A 21,709-nucleotide genomic window follows, 5' to 3' on the forward strand; every position below is an offset into this window, starting at 1 on the left:
AATCACCAGCCTTTGCCAGTGGGAGCTGCTCATCCTATGTCTGCACTTGTTTTTTTAGCGACACTATCTCAAATTTCTCAGCCAGTTGCCCTCATTCCCAACTCATACCAAGTTGCTATTCAAAATGTTACTGCACCCATAGCAGAGACTTTGCTATCAGCAAGTCCTTTGCAAGTTTTAGAACAAGGTATTCAACTTTACCAAGCCGAAAAGTTTGCAGAAGCGGCGAAGCTCTTCCAACAAGCGGCAACAGGCTTTCAAACTCAAAGAGATCATCTCAATCAAGCCTTAGCACTGAACTATCTGGCATTGGCTGAGCAGCAAATTGGACAATTACCCCAGGCCAAGATAGCGATCGCTGACAGTTTGGCATTATTAAAAATTGCTGCCCAAAAAGATTCTAAAGAGTATTTATCGATACTTGCCCAAGCCTTAAACACTCAAGGACAAGTGCAACTAGCATCAGGACAGTCTCAAGAAGCATTAACAAGTTGGGAGCAGGCGACAGCTATCTATAGCAAAATGGGTGATGATGCAGGGAAGATTGGCAGCCAATTAAATCAAACTCAAGCATTGCAAGCATTAGGGCTGTATCGCCGCGCTAGAATTACCTTAATTCAGGTAAATCAATTACTCCAAAAACAACCAGCTTCTCCCTTAAAAGCCACAGGACTGCTGAATTTGGGTAATACCTTGCGCCTAGTTGGTGATTTAAATCAAGAAGATAGCAAGGCAAAAGAAATAGACCAACTTGGCTCATTGCAAGTGTTAGAGCAAAGTTTGTCCATAGCAAAACAAGTCTATCCTCAATTAATTCCCGAAATTCAATTGAGTTTAGGCAACACTGCCCAAGCTTTAAGTTTAGGGCAGAATCGTGAACAGCAAAGCCAGAAAATTGCTGACGCTTTAGATTATTACGAAAAAGCAGCTGCTGCCAAATCACCCTTAACGAGGGTACAGGCACAACTAAATCGGATGCGCCTGTTAATGGATCAGAAACAATGGAATCAAGTACAAAGTTTATGGCCGGAAATTCAGCAACAACTGAATGCTACACCAGCAAGTCGTAAAACCATTTATGCGCGGATTAACTTTGCCCAAAATTTGGCTTGCTTGAAACAGCTAACTGAAGCATCCAGTATGGGAACAAATGCTAATTGTCCCAAAAATGAGTTATTGGCAGATGCTCGCTTCACTAATGTGAAAAACTTGGAAACACCTCAATCAGCTGGGGTAAATCTGGAATGGAAAGCGATCGCGCAAATTCTTGCTACCGCCGTTGACCAAGCCAAAAACCTGAAAGATATGCGTGCAGAAGCTTATGCTTTAGGCACATTAGGCAACTTGTACGAGCAAACTCACCAGTGGTCAGAAGCACAAATGCTGACCCAGCAAGCATTAAAACTAGCTGAAGGCATTGATGCTGCTGATATTGCCTATCGTTGGCATTGGCAATTAGGACGAATTCTCAAAGCTGAAGATAATCCCCAACGCAACGAACAAGCTGCGATCGCATCTTATACCAAAGCTGTCAATATCCTCAAGTTATTACGTAGTGATTTGGTCGCCATCAACCGTGAGGTGCAATTCTCCTTTCAAGAAGGAGTTGAACCTGTTTATCGAGAACTAGTGAGTTTGCTGCTGCAAAATTCACCTTATGAAGAAAATTCCGCCGCCAATCAACAAAATCTCAAAACTGCTAGGGATGTAATTGAGTCGCTGCAATTAGCAGAGTTAGATAACTTCTTCCGCAAAGCTTGTTTAGATGCTAATCCTGTGCAAATTGACCAAATTGATCGCACAGCCGCAGTAATTTATCCCATCATTCTGCCTGATCGCTTGGAGGTGATTGTCTCCCTACCCAACAAATCAAACACCGAAAAACAGAACTTGTTATTACGTTCCCAACCAATCAAAGTTGCTCAAACAGAAGTAGAAAAGACTATCCAAGAACTACGGGCAAAATTAGTCACACGTTCCACGCGTGAATTCTTGCCTGTTTCGCAAAAAGTTTATAACTGGTTAATTAAAGATATCGAACCCAAGTTGCAAGAATACAAAGTAAAAAACTTGGTGTTTGTCTTGGATGGGACACTGCGGAGTGTGCCAATGGCCGCACTGTATGATGGCAAACAATATCTAATTCAAAAGAACTATAACATTGCACTCACACCGGGGTTACACCTCTTACCTACCCGTTCCTTGTCCAGACAAAAACCCCGTACCATTGCGGCGGGAATCACAGAAGCACTAGGAAACTTTGAAGGATTACCCAGTGTCAAAAACGAAATTAACGTAATTCAAAAAGAAGTACCAGCGCGAGTGCTGCTAGATAATGAATTCACCAAAACAGCCTTAGAAAAAACAGTGAAATCATTTGCTGCACCTGTCGTTCACCTTGCAACCCACGGTCAGTTTGGTTCTAAAGCCGAAGACACATTCATTTTGACTTGGAAAGATGCTAACGTGAAAGACCCAACCTTAGCCAGCGATCGCGTCAACGTCAACGAGTTAAGTTCGTTATTACAAAGCCGAGAGACAAGCCAAAGAAATGCGATCGAATTGCTGGTTTTGAGTGCTTGCCAAACTGCTAGTGGCGATAAACGTGCTGGATTAGGGATTGCGGGATTTGCTCTGCGTTCTGGGGCGCGGAGTACACTAGCAACATTGTGGAGTGTAGACGATCAAGCCACTGCAACTTTAATGGGCGAGTTTTATAAACAGTTTGCTAATACTAAAGTCAGTAAAGCAGAAGCTTTGAAACGCGCTCAAATGCTCCTTTTGACAGACCCTGAATATAAGGATTTGTATAAACATCCTTACTATTGGGCACCTTACGTTTTGGTAGGTAACTGGTTATAAATCGAGGTGAGTTCGATGAACCTCTCCCCAACCTGGGCAAAAACATACCTCGTTTGCCACGAAAAAATTAGCATTTCAAAGCCTCTCCCAGCGTGGGTGAGAGGTTTGGAGAGGGGTTTTTACATCCATCGAACTTACTTTAAATCAATACGGTTCAGTTAAAAATATCTGAAAGAACCCTAATTTTTTAGAAAAATTAGGGTTTTTGTATTTTAGTTGATCAGCATCTATCTCTGGAGATAACTAATTAATGTTTTTCTCATAGTTAATAACCATCCATAGCAGGTTTTTTGCTATGATATTTGATAGAAAAATCAACTTTTAATATTACTCAAATTGTCGTAATTCTCTGCTTGTCATACAAAATATTTCCAATAATTTAATTACACAATTAAATTTGCAAAGCTAGGTAGAGAAGCCATTTTAATTCTGGATTCTGAATTCTAAATACAGAATTATGCTGTATTGATTATTCTTTTTGATTGAGCTACTTCTATCTTCAGTAGGGTTAAACTCCAAATCTGTGTTTGATAAGGTTGCTAATAGCACTCATAAATTACAAGTAATTTCGTTATGACCTATACTCAAACCAGTGATCCCACCATTCGTAAATATGTTGAAGCATGGCGAAAATTAGATGTAGATCAACAACTAGCTTTGTTCTGGTTCATCTATAAAGAAATGGGTAAATCTGTGACTCCAGCGGCTCCTGCTGCTAGTACTGTTTCTCCAGAAATTGCCGAAAGTTTATTTAATCAAGTCAAAGAGTTAAGTCACGAAGAACAACTACAAGTTCAGCGAGACTTAATTAATAAAGCAGACACTCAAATTGGACGCGAATATGGTTCTTTGAGCGATACCACCAAGCTACTATTTTGGTATCGCCTATCTCAAGGTATGGACAGTAACGTGATTATTCCTGTACCTGCTGGTTATCGCCTTTCCTCAGAAGCTGACACTCTGCTGAACCAAGTCAAAGAATTACCTTTTGAACAGCAGATTAATCTTTTCCGTGATTACGTTTCTCCAATGGGTGCTGAACCTAAAGCAGGCGCTGAAATTTAATATTTATTATTTGCGATCGCCTTGCTGACTGTAATCAGATAGTCAATCTCTGATCTGTCATCATACACTGGCATTGATCATCACAAATAAACACAGAGTAAAAATTTATTTACTCTGTGTATTTTTTGGTTGCTCATTAGGATAGATGCACCCTAAATTCGTAACGCCCTTTGCTTTGTATTTCATAATTTAAATTTTCTTGCCAGGAATTTCATCTATCTGACGAGTGGTTGAAAAATTTTATTTTTTCAACTAAGAAGTGAATTGTTTTTGCTAACTTTACTACATCCTTGAAATAGAAATATCAATAAAGTAAAGCCCTAGTGCTGGGAAACACTAAGGCTTCTAACCTGACCACCTTTACTTTATTTATAATTTATAAAAAATTACAGTGTGAGTATGCAATAGACTTAAATATGTAATTTAAGTCTTAAAAAAGCTGAGAATTAATATGATTTTAAGGATAGTAATTCAGGTAAAAGTCACAGATTATTGATGATTTTTAAATACAAAATATCAGTATACAATACAATTGTATTTTTTTTGATTTTGGGTATTTTAAATATTAAAATTCAAAGATAAAATTTATTGTTTTAGGTCTAAATATGTGATTCAAGAAGCTTGATTGATCATCAGAAATCAGGAAAAATAAAATCATCATGATACATGATTGTAGCCAATTACAGTGACAGAAAGCCTAACCAAAGTCCGCACCAGCGGACTTTTTATTTTGTCTTCATTAAATAGCAAAAAAGCCAGCTATAGGAATCCGGTTTGATTTGGGAATTTACTTATATAGTCAGGAAGTAAGGAATGGTGAGACAGCGCTCTTGTTAGGGTTTCCCGACCAGGCGACTGCGTTAGCGACGCAGGAGCGTCACCTGAAGGGAGAGTGGGGAGTGTGTAAGAGGATGTCTAAGAATTATTGTCGCTAACATCAAAATCTTAAAAACCTACACCTGTCAGTATACCCCTGCCCCCTGCTTTCACCGGACACTATATTAAGAACCAGGAATTGATACATCTATCGGTGTCACCTGTGTTGACAGCTGCGTTAAAGGTGGTTGAATAGCAGTTTCATTTCCCACTACCAAAGTCACCATATTATTTTGTTTGATGTATTGCTGTGCTACTCTTTGCACATCAGCTGCTGTGGTTGCAGCTACAGCTTTTTGGTAGCGAAATAGAAAATCCGCAGGATAACCGTAATATTCGTATGTCATCAACCGTGACAAAGTTTGGGCAGGGTATTGAAATTCAAATACAAAGGAGTTGAGTGTAGATTCTTGAGCTAAAGCTAGTTCTGCTGGCGTTATTCTTTGCTCTTGGATACGCTTGATTTCAGTCTGTAAAGCTTTGATAAACTGTACAGTAGCCTCAGAGCGGGTTTTTCCATCAGCAACAAACACTCCAGGGTAATCGTAGTTGGGACTCCAAGAAGCTTGTACATCGTAAGTTAACCTTTGACGTGATCGCAATTCATTAAACAAGCGTACATTTAACACGCCACTCAACACACTCAGCGCTCCATAGTCAGGACTATCTCTCCGTCCCCCTAAATGCCCCATACGAACACTACTCTGCGTTAATTGCGGTTGATTGACAAAAAAGACACCACCTGTATTTGCTGGCGATACCTCTGGTAATTGGGGTTTAGTGATGTTGTGGTTTGGCTGCCAATCGCCTAACTTAGCTTGGATGAGCGATCGCATTTTACTGGTGTCAAAGTCACCCACAATCCCCAAAATTATATTATTGGGGTGGAAATATTGTTGGTAAAAGTTCAATAAGTCTTCACGAGTAATCCGATTTACCGTTGCGTACTCTGCTGTGCGGGCATAGGGGCTATCTTTACCATAAATCAATTTCAAAAATTCCCGATCTGCAATACTATCTGGCTCATCGTTGCGACGAGCAATATTATCTTTCAACTGAGCCTTAGCTAAATCCAGCTTTTCCTGAGCAAAAACTGGTTCTCGCAACACCTCAGCAAACAACCCAAACACCATTTCGGCATCTTCCCTCAGTGCTTCAAAACTGGCACTACCTGTAGTGTCACCAATACTAGTTTCTACAGATGCGGCTCGCTGTTCTAACATTTCATTGAGTTCATCCGGCGAATGCTTCTTAGTCCCTCCAGTTCGCATTACTGTTCCAACAACATTAGCTAAACCAACTTTATCTGCTGGTTCCAAGCGAGCGCCTGTACGCACTAACGCTGCACCATTCAAAGAAGGTAATTCGTGATCTTCCCCCAAATACACAACCATACCGTTTTGTAAGACAAAGCGATCGTACTTGGGTAGCTTGATCTCAGGTAGTGGCGCAAACTGCAACTCGGTATAATGCTTTGCTGTTGTTGTGGCTGCTAAAGTCAAGTTAAAAGTGCCAATTAAAAAGGCAACAGCAAGACTCAAAGCATAAAAAAACTTTTTGCCTTTGGAAATTTTGAATTTTAAGAACAGTCTAAATAGCGATTTGCATTGCTCAGAATTTCGGTGATTTTCCATCGGTTGTTTACTGTTCACCTTGTACCTGTGCATATATTTAATTCCTTTACATCTTTTGCATGAGCCTGCGGCAAACTTTTGCGCGTCTTATCCTTGTTGCGACAACAGCTTGCCAATCGTGCGATTTTCGGCTGTAAACGTTGCCTTTGCCACTCGCTGAATATCAGCAGGAGTTACTGCTGCAATTTCATCCAAATACTTAAACGAATTCCGCCAAGAACCAGTTTTTGCCTCATATTCCGATAATCGTCTCGCCATACCCATATTGGAATTGAGGTTATCTAATAAAGCAGCTTTGATTTGAGTTTTCACACGTTGCAACTCAGTCGCTGAAACAGGCTCAGTCTTCAATTTGTCTATTTCCTTGTGCAAAGCTGCTGCCAACTCATCTATAGTGTGACCAGAAGCCGTAGTAGCCAAGAAAACTATCAAATTCGGGTATTTGTTGTCTGGCGCACTAGTGCCACCATTTACATCGGATGCCAACTGCTGTTGTTCCACCAAAGACTTATACAACCGCGACGTGGGGCCAACCCATAATAAACCACCAATGATGTCATAAACTGCATTATCTGGATGGGTAACTGCCGGACGATGATAACCTTCCCAGTACAAAGGTTGAGATGGTAGCCGCAAAGTCACCTCCCGCATTTGTGTCTGCGGTGGTTCCACCGGAATTTTGTCAATTGGTTTTGGTTTGGCTGGATAGCGCCCAAAGTAAATTTGTGCCAGTTGTTTAACTTCAGCCGGGTTGACATCTCCGACAATGGCGATGGTTAAATTGCTTGGTATATAGTATGTCTCAAAAAACTTTTGGACATCTTTTGGTGTCAAGTTGCGGATATCTTCTTCATAACCAATTCCTGGCCGTCTGTAGGGATGAACCTTGAAAGCAGTGTCTAAAAACTTTTCCCCCATCATTCCTGTTGGTGAGTTTTCCACACGCAAGCGTCGCTCTTCCAAAATGACATCTCTTTCTTTATAAAACTCGCGGCGAAATTCTGGTTCGAGAAATCGCTCAGACTCCAGTGACATCCACAGTTCTAATTTGTTGGCAGGAAAGACGTAAGGATAAACTGTTTTATCTAAATAAGTATAAGCATTTAAATCTCCTCCTGCTTGGCTGACAATTTGAATGAACTCATTCTCCTTAACTAGTTTGGCTGCTTGTGATTCTACTTGCTCAAACTCGGCTTGCAACTGAGCAACCTCATCTTGTTTACCATCAGCTTTTGCTGCTTTAATTTGAGCATCCAACTGTTCTAAGCGGTCTAGTAACGGTTTCTCTGCTTTATAGTCTGTTGTACCAATGCGCGTTGTACCTTTAAATGCCAAATGTTCAAGAAAGTGAGCCATACCAGTTTTCCCATCTGGCTCATCCACTGCACCCACATCTGCATAAGTCACGAAGGAAATTACTGGCGCTTGATGGCGTTCAAAAACAATAAATTTGAGTCCATTATCGAGACGAAACTCTGTCACTTGCTTAATTGCTCGATCTAGATAAGGTTGTATTGAATTGGGAACTGGTGGAGTTTGAGTTTTGCTTTTTTGCAGCGGTTGTTGAGGAGATGCTGTCTGAATTTGGGCTACAGCAACTTCTGGTACTAATTTCCAGGATAGAATTATGGCTATCAATATTGCCAACAGCCAACGCAATCTGACTGAACTAGAAATCAAGCGTTTCAGCTTAGCTAACAACATATATTTGTCCAGCTATTTTGGTAGTAGCAGTTCGACTCAGCTAATCAGCATTCAACTTGGATTTTTATGTCTTAGCCAAAATTTAGCAGTCAGCAACCAACAGATTACTTACACTCTCAATTGGAAACTGAAAATTAAAAAATTCTTTTAATTTTTCTTCAGTTAAATTTTGTATTTTCCTCAAGAATTTAGCTGCTTTAATTGAGAGGAATTTATAGCACCATGCAGATCAGCTTACTATTTATCATTAGACCTCTTGCATAAATATTTTTTTGTCTCGCGCAAAGGCGCAAAGACGCAAAGAAAAGCTCGCAAATAACGACTTTTGCAAGAAGTCTATTCTATTATTAATAAGCAGTGTAGATATACCACTGACTATATCCATCCCCCAAATGCTGTATGCTTGTGCTTTGGTTTTAATCTGCCTGTAGATAGCTGCAATTTTGCACTGATAATCACAGCATTCTATCGATAGTACGATACTGAATTGCTTCTGCTACATGATGGGGTTGTAGGTTATCTTCTCCGGCTAAGTCTGCGATAGTGCGGGCAACTTTGAGAATGCGATCGCTCGCTCTAGCCGATAAACCTAATTTATTGATTGCTGCTTCTAATAAATAACGACTAGCATCATCTAGCTTGCACCATTGTTGCAGATGTCGGCTTTGCATTTGAGCATTGCAACGCAGACTTGTTTCTGTTTGGAAGCGGTGAATACTGCGATCGCGTGCTTGTTGTACTCTCTCCCGTACAGATTTTGATGACTCTCCTGTGGGTTGTTGGGTAATTTCCTGGGGTTTGAGGCGATTCACCGCCACTTGCAAATCAATTCTATCCATCAAAGGCCCAGAAAGCTTTGCCCAATATTGTTCTCTTTGTCTGGGTGAACAGGTACACTGTTGAATAGTATCGCCGTAGTAACCGCAAGGACAAGGATTAGTACTTGCCACCAAAGTAAACTGTGCCGGAAAAACAACTGATTGTTTAGTGCGGGAAATTGTCACATAGCCATCTTCTAAAGGCTGACGCAGAAATTCTAAGACATCTCGTTTAAACTCCGTGAGTTCATCGAGAAATAATATACCCCGGTGAGATAACGAGATTTCCCCAGGACGCGGAAAACTGCCACCACCAACCAAAGAAGGCCCCGATGCTGAGTGATGAGGACTACGAAAAGGGCGATCGCGCACTAAAGAACCACGATTTTTTAATAATCCAGCTACAGAGTGAATTTGAGTTACTTCCAAAGCTTCTGAGAATTCCAGTGGCGGCAAAATCCCTGACAAGCGTCTGGCTAACATTGTTTTGCCACTCCCAGGAGGCCCGACAAAAATTAAATTGTGTCCGCCAGCCGCCGCAATTTCTAATGCACGACGAGCATGAGCTTGTCCTTTAACATCGTGCAAATCTGCAATGGGATAAGATAATTTTACAGTGTCTACTGCATCATTTATCTGTACAGGTTTGCAACTTCCTGGATTATTTAATAAATCAACTACTTCTGATATAGTTTTACAACCATAAACAGCCAAACCTTTAACCACAGCAGCTTCTTGGGCATTGTCAGCAGGCACAACTAAACCTGCGATTCCCATTTTTTGCGCAGTAGCAGCTATAGGTAAAACGCCAGCCACAGGCCTTAAGCTACCATCTAGCGAAACTTCACCCAGAAATAGATAATCTCCTAATAAATCAGCATTAATTTGCTCAGAAGCGGCTAAAATTCCCACACTAATCGGCAAATCAAAACAAGGGCCTTCCTTGCGTAAGTCTGCCGGAGTCAAGTTAATCACAATTTTACGCATCGGAAAGGCAAAACCAGCATTTTTTAAAGTCGCCTTCACCCTCTCTTTTGATTCCTGAACCGCTGAATCTGGAAGCCCCAAGACAATAATTCCTGGTAATCCCCCTGATACATCGACTTCCACGCCCACTTTTACAGCATCGATGCCGACAATTGATGCACTCCAGACTCTAGCAAGCATTGGTTAAATATTTCTTCTATAACGCTAAACCTTTAGAATCTCTAGCAGATGAGTAAGTAAATCGGCATGAGTGAAACCACAGAGACGATTTTCAGCAAGATTATTCGTCGGGAAATTCCCGCCAATATCGTTTATGAGGATGATTTAGCTTTGGCGTTTAAGGATGTTAACCCACAAGCGCCAGTTCATATCCTTGTTATTCCCAAAAAACCCATACCTAAATTAGCTGATGCCGAATCTGAGGATGCAGCTTTGTTGGGACATCTATTATTAACAGCCAAGCGTGTTGCTCAAGAAGCTGGTTTACAAAACGGTTATCGGATTGTGATCAATACAGGTGCTGATGGTGGTCAAACTGTATACCATTTACATCTGCATATTCTAGGAGGAAGGCACATGGACTGGCCTCCTGGTTGATGCTTAAACCTTATGAATCGTGATTAACTTCACGATTCATAACAAAAAGAAATAAATCTTATAATGTTTACTTGGATAATAAGCTTTACAAAACTAAATTTTGATTCTAATTTGATAAAAGGTAGAAAAACCTACCAAACAAAATTGTAAAAAGTACGGCAATCATAAAAAAATGACCACAACCTTACAACAGCGTTCAAACGCTAACGTATGGGAGCGTTTCTGCAACTGGATCACCAGCACCGAAAACCGGATTTATGTCGGTTGGTTCGGCGTATTGATGATTCCAACCTTGCTGGCTGCAACCACCTGCTTCGTAATTGCATTCATCGCTGCTCCCCCCGTAGACATCGATGGTATCCGTGAACCTGTTGCAGGTTCCTTAATCTACGGAAACAACATCATCTCTGGTGCAGTTGTTCCTTCTTCCAACGCTATTGGTTTGCACTTCTACCCAATTTGGGAAGCAGCATCCTTAGACGAGTGGTTGTACAACGGTGGCCCTTACCAATTGGTAATCTTCCACTTCCTGATCGGATGTGCTTGCTACATGGGTCGTCAGTGGGAATTGTCCTACCGCTTGGGTATGCGTCCTTGGATCTGCGTAGCTTACTCTGCGCCTTTGGCATCTGCTACCGCAGTATTCTTGATCTACCCCATCGGACAAGGTTCCTTCTCTGATGGTATGCCCTTGGGAATCAGTGGAACATTCAACTTCATGATCGTGTTCCAAGCAGAACACAACATCCTGATGCACCCCTTCCACATGTTAGGTGTGGCTGGTGTATTCGGCGGTTCTTTGTTCTCCGCAATGCACGGTTCTTTGGTAACCTCCTCCTTGGTGCGTGAAACAACCGAAACCGAATCTCAAAACTACGGTTACAAGTTCGGTCAAGAAGAAGAAACCTATAACATCGTAGCAGCACACGGTTACTTCGGTCGCTTGATTTTCCAATATGCGTCCTTCAACAATAGCCGTTCCTTGCACTTCTTCTTAGCTGCATGGCCTGTAGTCGGTATCTGGTTTACCGCTTTGGGTATCAGCACAATGGCGTTCAACTTGAATGGTTTCAACTTCAACCAATCTGTGATTGACTCCCAAGGTCGCGTCATCAACACCTGGGCTGACATCATCAACCGCGCTAACTTGGGTATGGAAGTAATGCACGAGCGTAATGCTCACAACTTCCCCTTAGACTTAGCTGCTGGTGATGTTGCTCCTGTTGCTATCAGCGCTCCTGCTATCAACGGTTAATTTTCTAACTTAGCTAAATAAAAAGCGTCCTCTGGTAGCAGAAGACGCTTTTTTAGTTAGAACTCAAATTAACAATCTTTTACGCTTATTTCTTTATTACTTGATCATTTCACAGTTACTTTATAAGTAAATCCACAGAAGGTTCACCGCTGAACCTCTTAACTCCCGGTATATCCAAAACTAAATCAGCACCGTAAACAGTAGCAGGAGTTTGAAATCCTGGTTTGACTTCCCCTTTGATAATGCGTTGGATAACTACCACAGCCGCTAAAGCAGTAAAATCATAGGCTTCTGGGCCGATGAGTTTCGCTGTGACTTGACGACCAGATTTGTCTTCCGCAATACCTATGACTCCGACTTTACCTTTGGCGCGTTCTTCTGCACTTGGCCCTGGTGGTAGTTTTTTAATTAAATTAGCTAAGATGCTTTGAAAAGGTGATGAGCTAAGTAACCATCCTAAATACTGACTGCTTTCCATGAGGAAACTCACAGGGCTAGGAAAAACTGTGTAAGCTTCAATATTAGGAATATTTGTGCTGTGGAATGCGGTAACTATATCAGCACGCCAGGGGTTAGTTACTGCTGTGACTAACCCCGCACCAAAATCAACTTTGCGTTTTTTCTCGGCTGGTCGCGCCGAAATCAGTTTACCTTCTTTTCTGACTACACCCATTTCATGTAAGCTGGGCAGAACAGTGTTTGCAGTTCCTTGAGAGACACCGCCTTCTGTTTCATAGATTAATGTGAGTGTGTTGGCGGTTGGTAACTGAGATTTAAGATAAACAGCAATACAATCAGTTGGAACTACACCAAACCCGACACCAGGAAGCAACATGATACCTGCTTTTTTCGCTTCTGCGTCTCGTGCTGCTAAAGCCTGAAATTCGGGAACTTCGCCAGCGATATCTAAATAATGAGTATGAGTTTGCAAGCAGACATCAACAAGTGACTTGGCTGTTTTAGCAAAAGGCCCCGCACAATTGAGAACAACTGTAACATCTTGGAGAGAATGTGCGATCGCTTGCGAGTCATCCAAACTAAAAACGCGAAATTCAAAGTTTAATCTTTCCGCCTCTGACATCAATGCACTTTGATTTCGCCCAGCCAAAATCAACTCTACACCCTGACGTTTGGCAGTTTCGGCTATCAGTTTACCTGCATAGCCTGTCGCACCATACAATAACACCTTTGCGGCCATCGTTTTTCCCAAATTTAAATATTCACAAATCCCCCTTTTGTACTATTAAGCAATACACAATCAAATTCCCCCTTTTTAAGGGGGCTAGGGGGGATATAACCTTAACTTGACTTAATTATTAACAACCTGTTGCCATAATTTAACTTCTGGCGGTTCTACCAAAAATTCTTCAGATTTAGCCCCAAGCGCCCGAATATAAGGCTGCTGTAAATGCAGATTCAAAATTTCTTGACTAGCCCAATTTTCATGCAACAAAAACAAAGATGGCTCTTCTATAGATTGGTGTAAATCGTAATTAATACAACCATCTTCAGCACGAGTTAGAGCGATAATAGGCTCAAATTCTTCTCTAAATCTATCTTCTAAACCTGGCTTTACTTTTAGACGAGCAGTAACTGTAACTTGTTGATGTAACATTTAAATTCTCCTGTGTGGATAGATGCGTGATTAATAAAGCCAAAAAGGAAAAAGATAAAATTATTTTTTCCTTTTAACTTTTTCCTTTTAACTTCCTATCATGTGTTGATACTGTTAATAATTTGCGAAGGTTTGAGGTAATTATAAGGTATAGGACGAGTTTGATTTCTAATCTCAATTTGTCGTTCTATATCATGCAAATTTTGTTGGAATTGCACAACTAATTCTTGTGCTAATGGGTCGGCAAATTCTTCATCATAGTAACCCAATTTATCGTAATGGTACGATGTTAAGATATTCGTCCACATTACTTGGTCGGCAGCTTGCTTGAAAGGTGGCAATAGCTTCATGATGGTTTGCATATCTACGCCCTTGCTTTCTGGAGTTGGGTGATAAGCTGCATAGGGCATATTAGGTACGAAAGCCATGTATTCGTACTGAGAAAAATTCAAAGCTGAGTGGAAAGGAGCGCAGGTGAAAACTACTACTGTAATAATTTGAATTAATTGGTCGATAGTTTCAATTTTCTCTGGCATTCCTTTAACTCGTCCACCATCTTGAGCGACTAGTTCTCTTGCCCAATTTTGCAATTCATAATCTTCGCTCAAGTCTTGAGGAGTTTTGTAATAAAGTTGTAGATAGTCGGTAACAAACTTTTGAATGGCATCCCAAACCAACATTCCATCATCGCGGAAAGGAAAATGCGGTAATATTTCTGGGTCATCCATGTTTTGACTTTTCATTAATGTCGGAAAGACAAACTTCTCAACACTCCAATCTTGGTAAGTTTTAACTATAAAAGTTAAAGATTCTTCCAAAGAACCTGCCATAAATTCATCAACTGGGCCGCCTGGTTGTAAAAAGTGAGTACGTCCTAAATCGTTATCAAATAACATGAATCGGAAGTGCGGTTTTAGTAATAAGGCAATAGGATGATTTGCAGCTAATTGGCGTGATGTAGCAATACAAAAAGGAGCCATAACGGCATGAGTATATGCAAAATGACTGCCTAATTCTTGATGATTTCCGTCTGCAATTTGCACACAAGTTTTAGCTAAAAACCAATCAAGGTATGGATCATCTGGAGTGTAAATGAGGCTATTTGTAGCAGAATCATTATTTAGTTGAATAGCCACAGGCCTCAGAGAACCTCCATTTAGCACACTGTTGCTATGCCAGTAAAATAAAGCGCGGGGTTTGGGTAAGTACTTTTTGGTGTTCTGATAAGTACCACCTTGAATGTCAAATAGCAAAGGGTAGTCGAGGAAATAGAGTTTGCCTTCTTTTAGTGCTGTCTCTAAATTAGATTCTGTGCCTATTGCTTTTTGAAAATGCGCGTTAGTAACAGCAAAATTTTCTGGTAACCTATCAATTCTGCGAATTGCTAAAGGGTTAGCACCTGAAAGTCTTTGTTCGGCAAAACACGAGTCTGTTTTGTAATTTTTGATAACATCTGGCTTAGGCAAAAGTGCCAATAAATCTTCGTATTCTTCTAATTCATCTAATGGATCAAGGAAATTTCTTGCTTTAGCAGCCAGCATATTCGGTGCTAGATTTGCCATACTTGCTAGGCGTTTAGCGGTATATTCTGCCGAGAAAAGTTCTTGATGCGGTACTTTATCGATGACTGGAATGGGAGCAAGATAATTGTGATTGAATTTATAGTCTGCTTGATTTTTTACTATCTCATCTTTACGGATAGTGGGATTAGGATCTACTTGGGGTAAGTATGGTTTCATGATGGTTTTTGAGTAGGGAATAGTAACTTATAATTCGTAATTCGTAATTACTATCTGACTGTGATTTTTGAAATATACGTATACTTTGATCATCCTACTTGTGGGATGTTGGGGCAGGCATATTGCCCGCACTACAAGAGTTATACTTGGATAGGACGAGAGACTAAATTAGATGTAGGAGCCTCTTGTTTCACAGCATTAATGATTTCTTGAATTACTTTATCGTTGCGCCAGTAGCTACCATGTGCATCACCGCCAGATAGCAAGGGTAAAAGTGTTTGTGCAGTTAGACTTTCTAACCATCCTGTGTTTTGGGTGAGGATATCTTGAATATCTAGGTATTGAGTATCACCATCCACTAAATCTGTCATGAGTTCTTTAAGTGGATAAGCGATAGGATCGCCAGGATGAATATAATTGCGCCAAGGTAGGAAACTACCTTGGCGTACTTCTTGCAGACACTCCAACAATGTTTGGAGGTTGGGTGTAATGTCGTGGCTACTGGGTGAATCTGTCCCATCTTTACCTGGCTTGACATTAGTCAAACTAAAGATGGCTACTGGTGAACCGAGGGTGTGAATACTCGCAATGGTAATTCCCTGACGACGATCGCTATTTTTCCCAACTACGCCAAAAATGCCATCGCGGATTTCCATAACATCATCATAGCCAGGTGCTTTTGGATCATCCCAACGACTCGCAAACAAGATGTCAAATAAAATCACGGTTCCCCAACTGTGGGTAACTAGGTGTAGGCGATCATCGGGTTGGGCTTGATGTAACCCGTTGGCGATCGCTTGAGCTTTCAGCCTACTAACGACTTTTGCACCTACATGACGACTGATATAAAGTGCTGCATCTCCAGCAAATGAGAGAATTTGCTGTTCTCGAAAGTTGCGGAACCACATATCATCCCAATAAGATGAACGTCGCATCTGCCCTAATAAATTACTTTCGGCGGGTTGATTAACATCACCCCAGAAAAGCGCGATTTTTTTGAAATCTCGTTGGCGATCGCTGGCACTTTTTTCTAGACGTTTAAACAGTTCATCGGCATATTTATCGTTGCGGATACTAACACCATGTATAAACAAAACGTAGTCAGTAGCCATTACAATACCCCTTTTGTTGTAAGTTTTCTAGAAACTGACGATGCTGCTACTATTTACAGGGTTTTTAAGTACTCAATCAGTGCTTTTTTATCATCACTAGGCAAATCCGTGCCATAAAGATGTCCCTGATTGGAATTGGCAGCAACGCTCGTATCATATTTAAAACCTACACGTTCAGCTTCTTTTCCTTCGGAAACAAAGCCAACTCTTTGCGAATCGTAAACATCGTAGCCCCGATAAAAGGTTTTCGGACGATTTTCCGGTTTTTCTAACAAGTCTTGCAGAGATGGTACAGAACCGTTATGCAAATATGGCGCTCTAATCCAGAGTCCATCTAAAGATACGGAAACATAGCCGTTGGTTTTGCGTAATTGGCTGAAGTCCCAAGGATAGCCATCACCAAAGTGATTGTATGTGTCGGCGGCTTGTTGCGTCCACATATCTAAACGATGGCGGTCAGTTCCTACTTCGTCTACAGGAATGACTGTACCTGTTCTTTCGCCACCAAAAGCATGACAAGATGCACAGGTGTTAGCAAAAATTTGACTACCTTTTACCGCCAATTTCTCATCCACTGCAAAGGGATATTGAGGCGGTGAAAGTTCGGTGATATAGTCTTCGACTCGTTGCAAATCAGCCACAGGTAAAGAATCTTTTGTCGCCCCATCGCCAATCGCTCCCGTTTGCACAGTTTCTTTCAAAGAAGTTTCCAAACCATCCCAATGCAAGGCAAATCCTTTGTGCAGTTTTTGATTCCAAATCGGCATCATATCAGAGTTACCGATGGTGTCATCTTTGGGCAGCTTTAAGGTGTTGAATTTGACTGGGTTAAACGGATCAATCCTACCAGGCCCCCAGTTAGGGCGAGAATCCATCCAAGCGAAGTCTGCGTTTTGTTGCAGCAAAGCTTTTTTGGTTTGGGGAATAATCAAAAAGCGATAAAGTAAGTTTTCTATCCAAGAAAACTTATGATTATATTTGATTTCGTCGAGGATATAGTCGGCGTTAAATCTGGGGTCTTGGGCGGCTGCACCCAGAAAGCGCACATAGGCTTGGGAGTTGAATTTATTAGAAGGGCCAGCAGGAAAGATATGGGGTTTTTCTAAGGCACTAGTTCTATAGGTAGCAGTGTGACATACCGCACAAGTTATGCCCACACGCGGAAAACCAATGGTTTTTTTCGTAAAACCGACTGGGGTTTCTTTGCCTTCTTCCCAGGTAATGCCTAAAGAAGTGTAACCCCCTGGCCCTGGTAGTTTGTCGGGAAAGATGCGCGGTAGTACCAACCAAATCCAATAAGGTACACCTTGGGCTGCTTCTGTACCAATAGAACCATATTTAAAGTGTTCTTCTGGAGATTCGTAGGTAAGCGGCACATCCCGAAATAAATGATACCAAGCTGTATAGCCACCTACCCCAACTAACAGGACAAAAACTAAAGCAATGCTGGCGAGAATTCTGCCTAATTTCTCTTTGAATATTTTCATGACATTACATTGCTCCTTGGTAGAAATTAGGAGAATTGTTTTGTTGGTTGACTGGCGATCGCACCTGCATTTTCACTCCGCATAGCTAGAGTTAAGAAAATTGCTTCTACTACACCAAAAAATAAGTCAACAAAGGCAATAGATAAAAAGCCTTTATCTTGCCCAAAAAATAACACGGCACAAATAAAAAATGTCGAACCAAAGGCTCTGGAGGGAAATATTGATATCCAAGCAGTTGCTCTATATCTATAAGGATCAATTGCACCCGGAATGTAAAAAGCACTAATGATAAATAACAGCATTCCCGCTGTTCTCACCCAGATAATTGGGTCAGGTTGATGCATCTTCAAAAACCACAGCATTAGCTCTGGAAAGAAGCACGAGGGAATGACGAAAAGCATATTCACAATAATGCCCAGCCAAGTTACACGACTAAACAATTTTGCGTAAGTATTCATTGTTTGCTCCTAATTACAGTTGCTTCATGTACTCAACCAAAGCATCTTTTTCTGCTGGTGAGAGTTCAGTTCCATATACATGACCGCTGTTGCTATTTCCAGGTTTCGCCGTATCAAATTTAAAATATTTTTTGCCGTTTTCTTCAGCCACAGTTGACACGAAACCAACTTTCTCTCTATCAATAACGTCGTAACCCCGATAAAATTCTTTGGGTCTATTCTCTGGTTTTTCTAGCAAATCTCGTAATGTGGGAACTGAGCCATTATGCAAATAAGGGCCGCGTAACCAAATCCCATCTAGTGGTGCATTAGCGTAGCCATTCGTTTTGCGGAAATGATTAAAGCGCCAAGGATAACCAGCATACAATGTATTTTGGTTAGATAGCGTTTGATAGGTAAAGGAATTCAGACGATGAGGGTCTGTACCAATTTCTTGAATGGGTACAACTTTACCTGTATATTTTCCGCCAAAGGCATGGCAACTAGCACAATTATTTTCAAATAATTTCTCTCCAGTAGCAGCTAAAGTTTGATTAACTTGATATGGATATTTTGGTGCTGATAATGTCCATAACCAATCAGCTACTCGTTGAATTCTATCTAAATCGATTGTTGTGGGTGTAACGCCTGCACCTAAAGCGGCACTTTTGTTACGTTCATCAACAGATTTGTTATTACCATCCCAGTGTAATTGCAAGCCTTCACGGGGTTTTTGATTCCAAACAGAAGGGAAATCCGATGTGCCGATTAATTCATCCTCACGCAATTTATTCATAGGAAAATGAAACTGAATTGCTTTATAAGGATTGAAAGTATCTACTCTCCCTGGCCCCCAATCTGGTTGGTCATAAATAAAAGAAAGTCTGCCTCTTTGATTAATTAATGCGTCTCGTGTTTGCGGAATCGCAATAAACCGATACACTAATTTTTCAATTGGGTTCAGACCGCCACTAATTTTTTCAATTTCTGGCAGCATCCGGTTGGCAGTAAATCGCGGATCTACAGCAACTTCGGATAAAAATTTGATGTATCCCTGCAAGTTTACTACGTTAGCAGGCATGGCTGTAATGATTTGGCGATCGCTTTTTGGGGTATCGCGCAGTGTACCTGTATGACACACGGCACAATTCAAGCCAACACGATTAATCAAAACCCTGCGTTGCGAAAACCCAATAGGTAAATCTTTTCCTTCTTCTTGAATAAATCCCAAAGAAGTGTAACCTTTATCAGGCAATTTATCAGGAAATAATTCTGGTAGAACTTTCCATATCCAGTAGGGAACTCCATTTACTGGTTCACTACCAATAGAACCATACTTAAAATGGTCTTGGATATCGGCGTAATCAACTGGGGAGTTAGAGATGGCAGGCCAAATCAGCAATAGAATTACTGCTACAACTCCCACAATTGCAGCCAAAATCCACTTGACAACCGCTTTAGTTCCCTTGACGACGGTGGGAACTAGGGTAGGGTTTGTTTGAGTCATTACAAAATCACTCTCCAATGGTCAAGAGTCAATAGTCAATAGTCATTGGTCATATTTACAAATGACTATTAACAAAGGACAAATTAAACATGCAGTGCTGGAACTTCTAGGTTATGTTTTGCCGATTCATCGCCATGATAAACTGACATAACTTCTGCCATCATTGCTTCATAGTTATCAAAGCGACTTAGTTCATAACAACCCAAAGGGTTTTCAATCACGTTCAACAGACATTTGTTGCAGTAAGTACATGGTTTATCTGGCAAGTCTTTGCCTTGTTGCAATTGTTTTGGTAAATCGTTATTGGCAATCAATTGACGAGCAATTGTCACACCATCACAATATTCATCTTCAATGGCTTTGCGAATAAACGAACCTTGTTGAAAACCACCAGTACATAAAACAGGAATATTAACGGCTTGTTTAATAGCTTTGGATGACAGTAAATTTCTGCCTTGGTTTTCTGCCAAAAGTTTTTGCATTTCCGCATCGGGAACATAATCACCACTAAATGCAGGTGCTGGAAGTTGTTTTTTAACCCGATTCCACAAGAATTTGAAAATTGGATTTAACAGTTTGTAGCGGAAGAGAATGTAGTTGCGTGTGGTGTAAATACCACTGGAGAGCATTGTGTCATAGGTTTTGGTAATGACATCAAAATTAAAATCACCAATGGGATTGAGAGGATGAGGGAATAAACTTCCTACAGATACGTGGACTGCATCTGCACCTGCTGCTTCCGCCCATTTACAAATTTGTACAGATTCTTCTAAAGTATTTCCGCGTTTCTCCCAGGGAATAACGGCATCGTTGTAATCAATAGCACTAATTTTAAATTGCAGGTGAAAGTCTTCTCCGACTTCTTTACGAATCGCTCGAATGACATCTAGTAAAAACCGCGCCCGATTTTCTAGTGAACCACCATATTCGTCTTGGCGATCATTAATTCCCGAACTAAGAAACTGGTTAAATAAATAACCATTAGCACTGTGTAGTTCTACACCATCTAACCCAGCTAAACGCGCTCGTCTGGCTCCATCAGCAAACATTTGGATAGTTTCTTTGATTTCTGCCAAGGTCATAGCTTGGCAACGTAAGCCGTGGAAAGATTCAGTGTTACTTGTAGAACTTAATGCTTTTAAACCGTCGTTTTCCACACCACCAATATCTTGCTGTCGTCCAGAATGGCTGAGTTGCAAAATTAATTTACAGTCGTATTCATGAACTTTTTCACCTACTTTGCGCCAAAAAGGAATCCGGTCATCGCAATGAATAGTTGCGTAGTTGGGCATAATTCTGCCACGAATTGCTACAGGTACAAAAGAAGTAATAATTGCTCCCACACCACCACGGGCAAATTTTTCTTCCCAGTTAATTCTGGCTTGAGTACCTGAACCGTCGTAGTTATCCCACCGACCGGATATACTGGAGCGAAAAATCCGGTTTTTGACAGTGAGATTCCGAAATTGCAATGGCTTAAAGATAATATCGTTCTCCATACTCTCCTCCCTATTTGCAATAGAATCAAATATTAAAATTGCTACTGGGTAAGCAAAAGCTACCCAGATAAATACCGTTGCTAGATACTCTGTGGGTTTAGTTTTTAATAGTTACAAGTTCAAGATTGAGATTTTCGGATGTGATGTAAAAGATTAAGTTTTTGTTACTTAGTTTGCTGCCCAAATATTAAACTGAAGGCTTAGCAGTTAACTGTTGAGCCATTAAATTAGAATTGTAAATTTGAGTGAAACTAGTATCCTCAACAAATCAAATCTTAAGAAATCCTTTTATTTATACCAAGGTTAACGCAAAATTAATTCACTCTCCCACAAACAATTTGTTACAAAATTAACCTAGTCTGAAATGTCGCTTACAAGATAACAAATGTAATTTATCACGCCAGGATAAATTTACAATTTTTTAAAAAATTCAGTTCACATAGGATCAAATTTTTTAGTGACGTTTGGCAAACTTGTGTAGTAACTTCGTATATGACCGTGCCTAAGTTAAGGTG

General features: G+C 40.7%; 15 protein-coding genes. 4 read left to right on the forward strand and 11 right to left on the reverse strand.

Annotated elements, in window-relative coordinates:
- The first annotated feature begins 36 nt into the window (after positions 1–36).
- Positions 37–2,862, forward strand: coding sequence for a CHAT domain-containing tetratricopeptide repeat protein (locus tag ACMX3D_RS05030; protein ID WP_482750360.1), 2,826 nt, complete (start codon positions 37–39; stop codon positions 2,860–2,862).
- Positions 2,863–3,435: 573 nt separating this feature from the next.
- A complete protein-coding gene (locus tag ACMX3D_RS05035) occupies positions 3,436–3,927 on the forward strand; it encodes an orange carotenoid protein N-terminal domain-containing protein (protein ID WP_482750361.1) in 492 nt (163 codons plus the stop codon).
- A 1,001-nt stretch (positions 3,928–4,928) separates the two neighbouring features.
- On the opposite strand, the gene ACMX3D_RS05040 is transcribed toward ACMX3D_RS05035, so the two are convergent.
- The 3 genes from ACMX3D_RS05040 to ACMX3D_RS05050 all read right to left on the reverse strand — a co-directional run bounded on the left by ACMX3D_RS05040 (position 4,929) and on the right by ACMX3D_RS05050 (position 10,126).
- Complete coding sequence (locus ACMX3D_RS05040; RefSeq protein ID WP_482752278.1) at positions 4,929–6,437, reverse strand: M16 family metallopeptidase; 1,509 nt, start codon at positions 6,435–6,437, stop codon at positions 4,929–4,931.
- Between the two features lie 87 nt (positions 6,438–6,524).
- Positions 6,525–8,141 (reverse strand): M16 family metallopeptidase, encoded by a 1,617-nt coding sequence (locus tag ACMX3D_RS05045; RefSeq protein WP_482750362.1) that lies wholly within the window; start codon positions 8,139–8,141, stop codon positions 6,525–6,527.
- 455 nt (positions 8,142–8,596) lie between these two features.
- Complete coding sequence (locus tag ACMX3D_RS05050; protein ID WP_482750363.1) at positions 8,597–10,126, reverse strand: YifB family Mg chelatase-like AAA ATPase; 1,530 nt, start codon at positions 10,124–10,126, stop codon at positions 8,597–8,599.
- A 66-nt stretch (positions 10,127–10,192) separates the two neighbouring features.
- Between ACMX3D_RS05050 and ACMX3D_RS05055 the strand changes: the two genes are divergently transcribed.
- Entirely contained in the window at positions 10,193–10,543 is a 351-nt protein-coding gene (locus ACMX3D_RS05055; RefSeq protein ID WP_482750364.1) for a histidine triad nucleotide-binding protein, read from the forward strand.
- Between the two features lie 172 nt (positions 10,544–10,715).
- Positions 10,716–11,798, forward strand: coding sequence for a photosystem II q(b) protein (psbA, locus tag ACMX3D_RS05060; protein ID WP_482748743.1), 1,083 nt, complete (start codon positions 10,716–10,718; stop codon positions 11,796–11,798).
- A gap of 115 nt (positions 11,799–11,913) precedes the next feature.
- On the opposite strand, the gene ACMX3D_RS05065 is transcribed toward psbA, so the two are convergent.
- The 8 genes from ACMX3D_RS05065 to ACMX3D_RS05100 all read right to left on the reverse strand — a co-directional run bounded on the left by ACMX3D_RS05065 (position 11,914) and on the right by ACMX3D_RS05100 (position 21,194).
- Positions 11,914–12,996 (reverse strand): saccharopine dehydrogenase family protein, encoded by a 1,083-nt coding sequence (locus tag ACMX3D_RS05065; RefSeq protein ID WP_482750365.1) that lies wholly within the window; start codon positions 12,994–12,996, stop codon positions 11,914–11,916.
- A gap of 111 nt (positions 12,997–13,107) precedes the next feature.
- Entirely contained in the window at positions 13,108–13,413 is a 306-nt protein-coding gene (locus tag ACMX3D_RS05070) for a putative quinol monooxygenase (RefSeq protein WP_482750366.1), read from the reverse strand.
- A gap of 98 nt (positions 13,414–13,511) precedes the next feature.
- A complete protein-coding gene (locus ACMX3D_RS05075; protein WP_482750367.1) occupies positions 13,512–15,152 on the reverse strand; it encodes a lipoxygenase family protein in 1,641 nt (546 codons plus the stop codon).
- Positions 15,153–15,292: 140 nt separating this feature from the next.
- A complete protein-coding gene (locus ACMX3D_RS05080; RefSeq protein WP_482750368.1) occupies positions 15,293–16,264 on the reverse strand; it encodes a hypothetical protein in 972 nt (323 codons plus the stop codon).
- Positions 16,265–16,317: 53 nt separating this feature from the next.
- A complete protein-coding gene (locus ACMX3D_RS05085) occupies positions 16,318–17,751 on the reverse strand; it encodes a c-type cytochrome (RefSeq protein WP_482750369.1) in 1,434 nt (477 codons plus the stop codon).
- 26 nt (positions 17,752–17,777) lie between these two features.
- A complete protein-coding gene (locus ACMX3D_RS05090) occupies positions 17,778–18,209 on the reverse strand; it encodes a hypothetical protein (protein ID WP_482750370.1) in 432 nt (143 codons plus the stop codon).
- Between the two features lie 13 nt (positions 18,210–18,222).
- Positions 18,223–19,695: a c-type cytochrome gene (locus ACMX3D_RS05095; RefSeq protein WP_482750371.1), complete on the reverse strand. Its 1,473-nt coding sequence runs from the start codon at positions 19,693–19,695 to the stop codon at positions 18,223–18,225.
- A gap of 83 nt (positions 19,696–19,778) precedes the next feature.
- A complete protein-coding gene (locus ACMX3D_RS05100; RefSeq protein ID WP_482750372.1) occupies positions 19,779–21,194 on the reverse strand; it encodes an NADH:flavin oxidoreductase in 1,416 nt (471 codons plus the stop codon).
- Positions 21,195–21,709: the final 515 nt, after the last annotated feature.

The sequence above is a fragment of the Anabaena sp. TISTR 8404 genome, assembly GCF_056847745.1.

Bases quoted from the DNA above. Each gene is read 5' to 3' on its own strand.
- ACMX3D_RS05030 (WP_482750360.1), top strand. From the start codon at position 37: ATGTCTGCACTTGTTTTTTTAGCGACACTATCTCAAATTTCTCAGCCA.
- ACMX3D_RS05035 (WP_482750361.1), top strand. From the start codon at position 3,436: ATGACCTATACTCAAACCAGTGATCCCACCATTCGTAAATATGTTGAA.
- ACMX3D_RS05040 (WP_482752278.1), bottom strand. From the start codon at position 6,437: ATGGAAAATCACCGAAATTCTGAGCAATGCAAATCGCTATTTAGACTG.
- ACMX3D_RS05045 (WP_482750362.1), bottom strand. From the start codon at position 8,141: ATGTTGTTAGCTAAGCTGAAACGCTTGATTTCTAGTTCAGTCAGATTG.
- ACMX3D_RS05050 (WP_482750363.1), bottom strand. From the start codon at position 10,126: ATGCTTGCTAGAGTCTGGAGTGCATCAATTGTCGGCATCGATGCTGTA.
- ACMX3D_RS05055 (WP_482750364.1), top strand. From the start codon at position 10,193: ATGAGTGAAACCACAGAGACGATTTTCAGCAAGATTATTCGTCGGGAA.
- psbA (WP_482748743.1), top strand. From the start codon at position 10,716: ATGACCACAACCTTACAACAGCGTTCAAACGCTAACGTATGGGAGCGT.
- ACMX3D_RS05065 (WP_482750365.1), bottom strand. From the start codon at position 12,996: ATGGCCGCAAAGGTGTTATTGTATGGTGCGACAGGCTATGCAGGTAAA.
- ACMX3D_RS05070 (WP_482750366.1), bottom strand. From the start codon at position 13,413: ATGTTACATCAACAAGTTACAGTTACTGCTCGTCTAAAAGTAAAGCCA.
- ACMX3D_RS05075 (WP_482750367.1), bottom strand. From the start codon at position 15,152: ATGAAACCATACTTACCCCAAGTAGATCCTAATCCCACTATCCGTAAA.
- ACMX3D_RS05080 (WP_482750368.1), bottom strand. From the start codon at position 16,264: ATGGCTACTGACTACGTTTTGTTTATACATGGTGTTAGTATCCGCAAC.
- ACMX3D_RS05085 (WP_482750369.1), bottom strand. From the start codon at position 17,751: ATGAAAATATTCAAAGAGAAATTAGGCAGAATTCTCGCCAGCATTGCT.
- ACMX3D_RS05090 (WP_482750370.1), bottom strand. From the start codon at position 18,209: ATGAATACTTACGCAAAATTGTTTAGTCGTGTAACTTGGCTGGGCATT.
- ACMX3D_RS05095 (WP_482750371.1), bottom strand. From the start codon at position 19,695: ATGACTCAAACAAACCCTACCCTAGTTCCCACCGTCGTCAAGGGAACT.
- ACMX3D_RS05100 (WP_482750372.1), bottom strand. From the start codon at position 21,194: ATGGAGAACGATATTATCTTTAAGCCATTGCAATTTCGGAATCTCACT.